This window comes from Flavobacterium sp. C3NV (assembly GCF_046825355.2).
Classification (GTDB): Bacteria; Bacteroidota; Bacteroidia; order Flavobacteriales; family Flavobacteriaceae; genus Flavobacterium.
The window spans coordinates 118,421-130,492 of record NZ_JBKQBJ020000015.1 but is presented as its reverse complement, the minus strand read 5'-3'; the positions used below and the strand labels follow the sequence as shown (position 1 = coordinate 130,492).

2 protein-coding genes are annotated in these 12,072 nt (G+C 34.7%); both read left to right on the top strand.

Annotated elements, in window-relative coordinates; genetic code table 11:
- The first annotated feature begins 2 nt into the window (after positions 1 to 2).
- Positions 3 to 7,652 carry an amino acid adenylation domain-containing protein gene (locus tag ACIDC4_RS19440; protein ID WP_412044019.1) on the top strand — a complete coding sequence of 2,550 codons (7,650 nt, stop codon included), beginning with the start codon at positions 3 to 5 and terminating at the stop codon, positions 7,650 to 7,652.
- Positions 7,653 to 7,682: 30 nt separating this feature from the next.
- Entirely contained in the window at positions 7,683 to 12,041 is a 4,359-nt protein-coding gene (locus ACIDC4_RS19435) for a beta-ketoacyl synthase N-terminal-like domain-containing protein (RefSeq protein WP_412044018.1), read from the top strand.
- The last annotated feature ends 31 nt before the right edge of the window (positions 12,042 to 12,072 follow it).

Sequence of the window (12,072 nt, the reverse complement as noted above, 5' to 3'; positions counted from 1 at the left end):
ATATGGAAATAATCTTTTTTATTAAAGAACTCAGAGAAAAAGGAGTTGTGTTAAAACTAATTGAAAATCAATTAGAGATTACATTGCTTCATGACCATATTGATGACGAAACACTCGAGCTTCTTAAAAAGCACAAACAGGAAGTTATTGCTTATTTGTCTTCTATTTCTACAAAAAACAAGTTTACAGAAATACCTAAAACAGCGATTGATTCCTCTTATGCAGTATCTAATGCCCAGCTTAGAATATGGCTTGAATCACAGTCTAACCAAGCTTCTGCTGCATACAATATGCCTTTTGAAATTTTATTAAAAGGAACTTATCAAGTACCCTTTTTTAAAGAAGCACTTCATCATGTTATAAAGAGACATGAAATATTGCGTACTGTATTTAATTTAGATGAAAATCAGGAGTTAAGACAATATGTATTGCCGGAATCTGAAGTAACTTTTGAAATCAGGTTCGAAGATTACAGAAAGTATGATCATTCTTTAGATAAAGTCAATAACTATATTAAAAAGGATGCCGCAACACCGTTTAATCTGGAAAAAGGGCCATTGCTGAGAGCCGCTATACTACAATACAAAGATGATGAATATGTCTTTTACTGTAATTTACACCACATAATTTGCGATGCCTGGTCAATTCCTGTATTAAAAAGAGAAATCCTAACGAGCTATCAGGCTTTTAGCCAAAATATAAAACCAGCATTACCAGCTTTAAGAATTCAGTACAAAGATTATAGTGCTTGGCATTTGCAGCAATTAAATAGTGAATCGCTTCAAAAACAAAAAGCCTATTGGAGAGAAAAATGCAGTAATGAGATTCCGGTTTTAGAATTTCCTTTAAAGCAGACACGCCCAGTTGTAAAAACATACAACGGACAGACTCTTAAAACTAATTTTAGCAGCCATACCTCGGCGTTATTAAAAGCGTATGCAGATCAAAATAATGCTTCTCTATTCATGGTAATGTTAGGAACACTGCATATCATGTTGAGCAGGTATACAGGAGCTGACGACATCATAATAGGCACACCTGTTGCGGCCAGAGAACATGCAGATTTACAAAACCAAGTAGGGTTTTATACCAATACGCTGGCAATTAGAAACGTACTCGAACATTCGGATTCTTTCGATGCTTTCTTTTCAAAAGTAAAACAAGGCGTATTAGATTCGTATGTTAATCAGCAATATCCTTTTGAAGAGTTGGTAAAGGATTTGAATTTAAAGAAAGACCCGTCAAGAAATCCTCTTTTTGATGTAATGTTAGTTGTTTCATCAAAAGAATTTAGAGAGAATACTTTCAATAACAGCGAAGATCTTCAGTCTATAACAAAGGACAAAAATACAACAAGCAAATTTGATTTATTATTTTATGCAGATGAAGCACCAAATAATGTTATCACATTTAAATTGGAATACAATACTGATTTATTTGAAGAAGCTCTTATCGTACAGTTTATCAGGCACTATGAAAAGATGATCCATTTATTGCTGACAGAACACAAGCAAACCATAGCCGCAATAAATTACCTGACAGAAAACGAAGGAATACTAAAACAAGAATCCGAAACGGGAAAATATGTAAAAAGGAGTGTAATCGATTTTTTTGAAAATCAGGTAAAACGTACACCGGAAAATATTGCCCTACAATATGAAGATATTACCCTAACATATAAACAAATTAATGAATACACCAATCAGCTGGCGCATTGTCTGCGTGAAAAACATGGTGTAACTGTCAAAACCAATGTTGGAGTCTACTTAGGACGTTCTCATTTCAATGTTCTGGCTATGATAGGCGTTATAAAATCTGGAGCTTGTTATGTCCCAGTTGATTATAAATACAATGCAGAGCGTAAAAAATATATTCTAGAAGATGCTGCAATAGAAATAATAATTTCGGCGGCAGATATAGCAGCAGAAGAATTATCCGAAAAAGCGGAAATAATCAATTTAGATCAATTTGAATTTTCAGAATGGAATACTGCAAATCTAAATATTGTAAATCAGCTAGATGATGCATCTTTCATCATTTATACTTCGGGATCTACAGGAAACCCTAAAGGAGTTGTACAAACGCACCGAATGCTGAGTAACTTAATTCAATGGAATATTTATGATTCTGGAATTGAATCAGGATTAAAACATTTACAATACACTTCTTTCAGTTTTGATGTTTCGCTGCAAGATTGCTGGTTTGTACTCAGTACAGGCGGAACGCTGTATGTAACTCCAGAATCAATGAAAATTGATTTTAAAGAGCTTTCAAATTACGTTGCATTCAATGCTATTGAAGTACTGTGCTTTCCGTTTTCGGCATTGATTAACTTTTTTGACTCTTTAGAAGAAAGCTTTATTAAAAATCATAAGATTAAACATATTATATCTTCAGGAGAGCAATTAATCTTAAGCAGTGCATTAGAAAAATTCCTGTTAGAGAATCCTAAAGTAAAATTACATAACCATTACGGTCCTTCAGAAACCCACGTTGTGACAAGTTGTACAATGTGTGAAGAAGAAAACGACATTCCGTCCTATGTTCCAATAGGAAAACCCGTTGCCAATACAACTATCTATTTGTTAGATAAGAACCACCAGCCAGTGCCGCAAAAAGTAATTGGAGAAATTTATGTTGGGGGCGAACATTTAGCATTAGGTTACTTAAACCTGCCTGATCTTACTAACGAGCGATTTATTGCCAATCCGTTTCAAAAAGCAGGGAACCTCTATAAAACAGGCGATTTAGCATACCAAGACTATACAGGCAGCATTATATATTTAGGAAGAAATGATGATCAGGTAAAAATTAGAGGATACAGGATAGAATTAGCCGAAATAAAAGGTGCTATATCAATGCAGGAATCTGTAACTCAATCCTTTGTTGAGGTTGTAACTAAAGGGAATGAACAATTTATAGCTGCTTATGTTGCTGCAAATGAACCTATAGACAGGTTTTACCTTAAGAAAGAATTAGGTAAGGTTCTTCCGGATTATATGGTGCCTTCTTATATCATTTTAGTAGATGCAATCCCGCTGACATCTAACGGAAAAATCAATAAAAAAGCATTACCAGAAATTGATGACAATGCATTAATTACCGCAAAATATACAGCTCCGGAAACAGCCTTAGAAAAACAATTATCAGCAATATGGAAAGAACTCCTTGGTGTTGATAAAGTGGGGATTTTCGATAATTTTTTTGAATTAGGCGGGCATAGCCTTAAGATGCATAAAATGTTGAATCGCATAAAAACCGATTTAGCCGTGGAGATCACATTCGAACTGTTTTTAAGTAATCCCACAATTGAATCTATAGTAGCGCATATAGAAAATTTAGGAGCATTACAAAATCAAGTAACTGAAATTCCACAGGCAACTCTAAAAGAGATGTATCCGCTCACATCTTCGCAATTGAGATTTTGGATTCTATGCCAAATGGAAAATATAAACAGCGCGTACAACTTGCCTCTTATCTTAAAATTAGAAGGAGATATAAATGCGAATCAATTGCAGCAGGCGGTTAATGAACTGGTAAAGCGTCATGAAATTCTAAGAACACATTTTGTAGTTCAGGAAAACGGAGTAATAGCTCAGAAAGTTTTAGAAGAAACCAATTTACAGATAGAAATACAGAATGCCGGTTCAGAAGAAGAAACTAAGGATAAAATAACTCAGTTTATAAAAGCACCGTTTGCCTTAAAGGAATCTTCTTTCCTGAAAATATTGTTATTACGCAAAAGTAATACTGAAAACTACTTATGCATTAACATACATCATATCATATCAGATGGGGCTTCTTTAGAGATTTTATTGTCGGATTTAGCACAAATCTATAATAATATAAACTCAGAGAATCCGGTTAGTTTACCAGTACTGGCAATACAATTTAAAGATTATGCGGAGTGGGTTAACGATAAAGAAAATGTAAAAAGTGCAGAAAAATACTGGCTCGAAAAATTTTCAGGCGAATTGCCTCTTATCAACTTACCTGTTTATCAACCAAGACCAGTTATAAAAACCTATAATGGTGCTGCTTATGTACATTCAATAGGCAAAGAAAATTTAAAGAAAGCAAGAGCGTTTTCAAGCGAAAACAAAGGAACCCTTTTCATGTCGCTGATGGCCGCAGTCAACGGTTTATTGTACCGATATACTTCTCAAACCGACATTATTTTAGGAACTCCTGTTTCCGGCAGAAATTATGCCGAGCTTCAAAACCAGATTGGTCTGTACATTAATACGCTGCCTATTCGCATGCAATTTGAAGAGAACAGCTCTTTTCAGGCTTTATTTAAGCAGCAGAAGCAAATTTTAGAAGAAGCGTATTCGAATTCCGGCTATTCATTCGACCAATTGGTTGATAACCTTAATTTGACAAGGGATATAAGCCGTTCGCCTTTGTTTGATATTTTGATAGCACATCAGCAAAAGAATGACGAATCAGTTGGTTTTGAATCGGGTTTTGATGGGTTAAAATGTTCGTTTTACAACAATTTCGAAAGTACAGTAAGCAAATACGATATCACCTTTACTTTTTTTGAAGACAAAGATAATTTGAGTTTATCTATAGAGTATAATACAGACCTGTTTGAGAAAAAATTTATAGAGAACCTGGCTGTTAATTATGAAAACTTCCTGGCACAAAGTATCGATAATTCTCATATCTATATCAAATACATAAAGTATCTGAATGCAGACCAAACAGAGCAATTGTTATATAAATTCAATAATACGGCACATCAATACGATCAGGAGGAAACAAATATTGCGGCATTTCAAAAGCAGGCAGTAAGATTTCCGGAAAAGACAGCTTTGGTATGCGAAGGTGTTGAAATGAGCTATAAAGAACTTGATGAAAAATCAACACAATTGGCTTTATACCTTCATAAACAAGGAGTAATGCCAAACACTATGGTAGGCGTTTGTTTGGGACGTTCTATGGAAATGATGACAGCCATTCTGGGAATATTAAAGTCAGGAGGAGCTTATCTGCCATTAGATCCATTTTATCCTTTAGACAGGATCGATTACATTCTAAAGCAGAGTAATACCAAAATTGTTCTGGCAGACCAGCATACAAAAGACATGATTTCTAAAAATGTAAATGTCATTTGTGTCGATTCACAAAATATGGAGATACAGGAAGAATCTCCTCTGCCTAAAATTGAAAACACATCATTGGCATACGTTATTTATACTTCAGGATCTACCGGTAAGCCAAAAGGAGTAAAGATATCCCATAAAAACCTAACTAGTTTTATGGAAGCAATGAACCAGAAGTTTACACAATCTTCTCCAGATGATGTCTGGCTAGCCATGACCAGTATAAGTTTTGATATTTCTGTGTTAGAATTATTATGGACTTTAACCCGCGGATGTAAAGTAGTAATTCATCTAGAAAGACCAGTGTATGCGCAGCCCAAACCCGAAATGGATTTCAGTTTGTTTTACTTTCCTTCCGGAACAAGTGCCGAAAGCAATAAATACAAACTGCTTACAGAAGGAGCGGTGTACGCTGATAAACATGGTTTTAAGGCTATTTGGGTTCCGGAAAGACATTTTCATGATTTTGGAGACCAATTTCCTAATCCATCTATAGCAGCTGCAGCGGTTTCGACCATTACTAAAAACATAAAACTTCGTTCAGGAAGTGTCGTGCTGCCACTGCATGACCCTGTTAGAGTTGCCGAAGAATGGTCGATGATCGATAATTTATCTGAAGGAAGAGTAGAATTATCAATCGCTTCAGGATGGCATCCCAATGATTTTGTTTTAGCACCAGATAATTATCAAAATCGTCATCAATTGATGCGCGAAAAAATAGAAGTACTAAAAAACTTATGGAGAGGCGATTCCCTAATTCGTAAGAACGGAATAGGAAAAGATTTTGAATTTACAATTCATCCCAAGCCAATACAAAAAGAAGTCCCTATATGGATTACCGCAGCCGGAAGTGTAGAGACATTTAAATATGCCGGAAGTATTGGCTCAAACGTTCTGACACATTTATTAGGTCAGAGTATGGAAGATTTAGGCGAAAAAATAGAAGTCTACAGACAAAGCCTTCAAGATAACGGATTTGATCCAGAAAAAGGAAAAGTTGCTTTAATGCTGCACACGTATGTAAGTGACGACGAAGATTTGGTTAAAAAAATTGTTGAAGAACCTTTTAAAAACTATCTCAAAAACTCCTTAGATCTTTTAAAGCCTATTGCCGAAGAACAGGGACTGGATTTAAATGCAGATGCTGAAAAGTTACTGGATATGGGATTCTTAAGATATTACAAAAGCGGAAGCTTGTTTGGAACACCCGAAAAATGTCTGGAAATAATAAACAAAGCTTACAGTATTAAAGTAGATGAAATAGCTTGTTTAATTGATTTTGGCGTTGAGGAAAAAATGGTGCTGGAAAATCTGGATCATTTGTTCCGTTTAAAAGAAATGGTGCGAAGATCTAAAGTACAATATGATTGTATTGTTGAACGAATGAAAAGATTAACCAAAGAGCAAGATACAGCAGCACTTATCCACCAATATAAGGTTACACACATGCAAGCCACTCCATCGTTTTATGAGGAGCTTTTGCTGGATGTTAAAACCAAAGAAGCATTACAACAAATAAAAACACTTTTAGTTGGTGGTGAAGCCTTAAAAAAATCACTTGCAGAAAAACTAATCAGCGAAATAAAAACCGGCATTCACAATATGTACGGGCCAACAGAAACAACCATTTGGTCTTCTGTAAAAACGGTAAAAACCAGCAGCGATATTACTATTGGCAATCCTATTTCAAACACAAAAATTTACATTCTGGATGCCTTTAACCAGTTATGTCCGGTAAGTGTTTCGGGAGAATTGTGTATAGGAGGCGACGGAGTTTCTCTAGGGTATTTAAATAATGATGAATTAACACAATCAAAGTTTATAGATAATCCTTTTGAGTCTGGCCAAAAAATATACAAAACAGGTGATCTGGCTTGTTGGAAACCAGATGGCGAATTAGAATATCAAGGCAGGATAGACAGCCAGGTAAAAATTAAAGGACACCGAATAGAATTAAAAGAAATTGAAAATGTAATCCTGCAGCACAAAGCTGTAGTTCAATGTGCAGTAACAGCTTTTGAAGAAAAAGAGCAGACATTCATTGCAGCCTATATAAAAACAGCGAGTGCTATTGAAGAAGAAAAGGTTAAAGAATTCCTTCGATTACGTCTGCCTCACTATATGATTCCGCAGCAAATAGTTACGCTTGATGATTTTCCGCAAACACCTAGTGGTAAGATAGATTTTAAAAAACTGCCTCTTCCGAATGGAGGAATAACAAAAGCTAAAAACTATGCAGCTCCTAAAAGCGAAATGGAAAAAAAACTGTCCGTATTGTGGAGCGATTATTTAAAATTAGAGCAGATAAGTGTAGAGGATAACTTTTTTGAAATTGGAGGTAATTCAATGAAAGCCTTTCAGCTGCTATCGATAGTAAATGCTGCATTAAATGTGGAGTTAGAGATCATTTCTTTTTTCCAATATCCAACCATCAGGACTTTGGCAGAAAATTTAACTCAGACTGCAGTATCGTATGAAATTGAAACAGAAAAAGATGAGATGGAAAATGTAGAGGAATTGATGGATTTTATGAGTGATTTATAAAGCCGCGAAAAACTAAATGTGATTTACTAAATGAAAAAAGATATAGCTATTGTTGGAATGTCAGGAAGATTCCCGAAATCAGACACTATAGATGGGTTTTGGAAGAACTTATTGGATGAAAAGGAATTAATACACTTTTATTCAGATTCTGAACTGGAAAATTTAGGTGTTCAGCAAAAAGACCTTTCCAATGCAAATTATGTAAAGGCTGCCTCATTTATAGACAATGTAGAAAGCTTTGATTATCCTTTTTTTAAATACACTCCTGCCGAGGTTAATTTTATGAATCCTCAAACAAGGCTTCTTCACCAGCTCGTTTGGGAAGCGCTGGAAGATGCCGGATGCGATACAGAAAGATTCGCTAAGAAAATCGGGATTTTTGTTGGAGCTCATAATGATCTGAATTGGAGCCTTTATGCAGCCACATCACAGGATAATTCTATAGATTCTTTTTCAAAAACATATTTATCAGATCCTAGTTTTATGGCTTCTATGGCAGCTTTTAAGTTAAACCTAAAAGGGCCATGTTATTATGTCGACACAGCTTGTTCGACCTCTTTAAGTACAATTCATTTGGCTTGCAGAAGCTTATTGTTAAATGAGTGCAATGTGGCTGTAACTGGCGGAATCAGGGTTAATTCCTTTAGTGATGTAGGATATTTGTATCAGGAAGGGATGATTGAGTCTATAGACGGACATTGCAAAACATTTGATGCTGATGCTTCCGGAACTATTGGCGCGGAAGGTGCAGGCTTAGTAGTTTTAAAAAGATTAGAAGATGCAATAAACGATAACGATCAGATATACGCCGTAATTAAAGCTTCGGCCATGAATAATGATGGTAATCGTAAACCGGGTTATTCCATGCCAAGTATTCAAGGACAAGTTGAATGCATAAAATTAGCTCACAAAATTGCTGGTATACAATCTAAAGACATAACGTATATCGAAGCTCACGGCACCGCTACCAAAGTAGGCGACCCTATAGAAATTGAATCTTTAAACAAAGCATTTGATAATGACATAAATCACAAATGCGATATAGGTTCTGTAAAATCTAATATAGGCCATTCAGATGAAGCTGCAGGTGTTGTAAGTCTTATAAAAACAGCCTTATCGATAAAAAACGGAATAATTCCGGCCAGTATTAATTTCGAGAATACGAATCCGTTAATTAATTTCAAAAACGGACCATTCTCCGTAGTCACCAAAACTAAAAAATGGGAAAGAAAAAATAATATCCCATTAATTGCGGGTGTAAACTGTTTTGGTGTGGGCGGCACAAATGTTCATGTCGTTTTACAGGAAAACGAAAACCGTAACAATGCATCATCAACTGCCCAGAGAGCGTATAAATTAATACAATATTCAGCTAAAACCCTTAGTTCGTTGGAGGCTTATGAGGCAAAATTAACAAAGTTTTTAAAGGAAAATAAAAATACAAACCTCGCAGATTTAGCTTATACGTTTCAAGTCGGCAGAAAACAATTTGGATATTCCAAATACATAATTGAAAGAAATATCGAAGAAACTATAGCGGTATTAGAAAGTAAACAAAACCCATATCAGGAGATTGATAAAAAAGAAAGAATAGTATTTATGTTTCCGGGACAAGGAAGCCAATACTATAAAATGGGAGCAGAGTTGTACGAAGAAGAAGCATACTTTAAAGAAATACTTGACCAAGGCTTTGAAATCTTATCTGAGATTGACAATACGAATTACAAAGAAATTTTATTTAATCATGCCGACAGTTCTCTCATCAACGTTACAGAATATACACAGCCTATTTTGTTTCTTTTTGAATATGCATTGGCCAAAACGCTTATCAAATGGGGAATCCAGCCTGATTATTTAATAGGACACAGTTTAGGAGAATATGTTGCAGCTGCCGTAAGTGAAGTTTTTTCTTTTGAAGATGCCTTAAAGCTAATCGTTAAAAGAGGAAAGCTAATGTCTTCTTTACAAGAAGGAATAATGCTTAGCATTGAAGCAGATTACGAGAAATTTGATAAAACGATTTTGGCAGGAGTATCATTGGCAGCAGTAAACTCGCCGGGTAATTTTGTGATGTCAGGAACGCAGGATGAAATAGAAAATATAAAGGCTTTATGTCTTTTAAATGATATTTCGTGTGTACAGCTCAAAACGTCTCATGCATTTCATTCAAAAATGGTGCTTCCTATAGTAGACGAATTAAAAGAATATTTGTTAAATATCACTTTAAGTAAACCTTCAATTCAATACATTTCAAATGTTTCAGGACAGTTAATTACTAATGAAGAAGTATCTTCTTCTGATTATTGGATAAAACATCTATTAGAACCTGTTTATTACGCAAAAGGCTTAAAAACACTAACCAATATGGGTAATACCGTATTTGTAGAAGTTGGCCCGGGAAAAACGCTTACAGGATTGTTCAGGCAGATTAATAGTCCTGAAAAAGAGAATGTTGTTATCCAAACCGTAAAACATCCTAAAGAAGAAACCAGTGATAAAGCATTTTTATTAAAAGCAATTTCAAAATTAAACAGCTATGGATTCAGTTTAAATTGGGAATCCTACTATCAACAGGAAACAAGAAATAAAATATCGTTACCTACTTATGCTTTTGATGATTACACCTTTCCAGTTCGAGTAAAGCCTTATCAGAATTTAAGTCAGAATAAAATCAGGAAAAACGACAATCAGGAAAAACATCTGTATTACCAATCCTGGAAATATTGCCCAGTTGAAAGTAAACACGAAGAAAAAGAAATCCAAAACGTGCTGCTTTTTATAGACAAAGAAAAAAAGGCCGGACAGTTAGCTGCAATATTGTCAAAACACAATGTAGATACAATCGTAGTAAATAAAGAAGAAACGTTTAGAGTAGACGGAAATTCAATTGGCATTAATCCAGAATCTCCGGAAGATTATAAAGCACTGTTTGATTATTTAAAGAACAACAATCTTGCTTTTTCGACCGTAATATATGGCTGGGGCGTTGATTCACCAAAAGGGCTAAACGGGAATTATTCAGAATATATAAAAACCACAAAGGATTTTATCACAATTCTTAAAGAATTAAGCGGGCATTTAGTCGATAATCCTTTAAAAATTGTCAATATAAGCTTAAACAATATTGAAGTTTTAGGCGGAGAAAAAGCCCACTATACTTCAGGATTAGCGTCGGTTTTACAGGTTTTTTCAGAAGAAAACCCAGGTTTGAAAAGCATCAGCATTGATGTAGATAATTTCGATGCATTTACTTGTGAATTAATAGTAAATGAAATAAAAAAGGAAAAGAAGTTTTCTCGAATTGCCTATAGAAATAAAAGAAAATGGGAATGTGCTTTTGAGCCTTTGCCAGCTGTTGTGCAAGAGCATTCGGGTAAAAAAGAAATCAAAGCAGGAGGAAATTATCTGGTGATTGGAGAACTTCATGCACATAACCGTATTATACTGAGTCAGTTAATTGAAAATTATAAGGCAAACGTTTTTCTTATTAATCAAGAAGATTACGATTCTCCAAAAGAAGATAATCAGCTTTTTGATGTTTTCAGAAGTTCCGGGAAACTGACTCATATCAATTGTTCATTATTAGACTTCGATAAATTAACTAATGAAATTCAGGATATTGAGCTGCGTTACGGTAAAATTGACGGTTTAATTTACGCCGAAAGAAATACGGGTCTGGAAAACTTTCCGGTAATAGAATCTATTTCGCAAAAAACGTTGGAAGCTCATTTTTCTGAAAAAATAAATGGGATTTCGAATTTATATCAAATCCTGCAAAATAAAGATCTTGATTTTGTAAAAGTGATTTCCAGCATGTCTGTTTTTTCAGGAGGAATATCTTATGGAACTTACGCGGCCTCTTATGCTTTATTAGATGATATCGTATTGAATATTAGTGCTCATACAAAATCCTGGTCCTTGTTAAATGTATGTGGTATTTCTGCGACAGCAGCCCAGACTGTTTCTCCTGAAGAGTTTGCTCAGGCTTTTGAAAACAGTTTTAAATACAGTCAAATCAAACAGCTTTTGGTCTTTAATGAGACTTCAGAGAAAGTTAAAAATACAGTTCCTCAAAAAAGAACAAATAAAGATTCTTTGGCCAATAAAAATTACAAAGCTGCTGAAACCGCTACAGAAAAAGAGATCACGAGCTTATTTGAAGAGTTTTTTGGGATTTCAGGAATAGGCACAGAAGAAGATTTCTTTGAGTATGGTTTGGATTCCCTCAAAGGCATTTCGGTTACAAAACGAATAGAAAAGCAATTTGAAGTAAGCATCAACATCGATGAGCTTTATAAAAAGAATACAATCAAGGAATTAGCAGGATTAATTGATGAAAAACTATGGCTGACTGAAAAACATAAAACGTCAAACCATATTCTTATTTAATAAAACAGCCTTAAACGCATTCAAGATAATA

Bases quoted from the DNA above. Each gene is read 5' to 3' on its own strand.
- ACIDC4_RS19435 (WP_412044018.1), top strand. From the start codon at position 7,683: ATGAAAAAAGATATAGCTATTGTTGGAATGTCAGGAAGATTCCCGAAA.
- ACIDC4_RS19440 (WP_412044019.1), top strand. From the start codon at position 3: ATGGAAATAATCTTTTTTATTAAAGAACTCAGAGAAAAAGGAGTTGTG.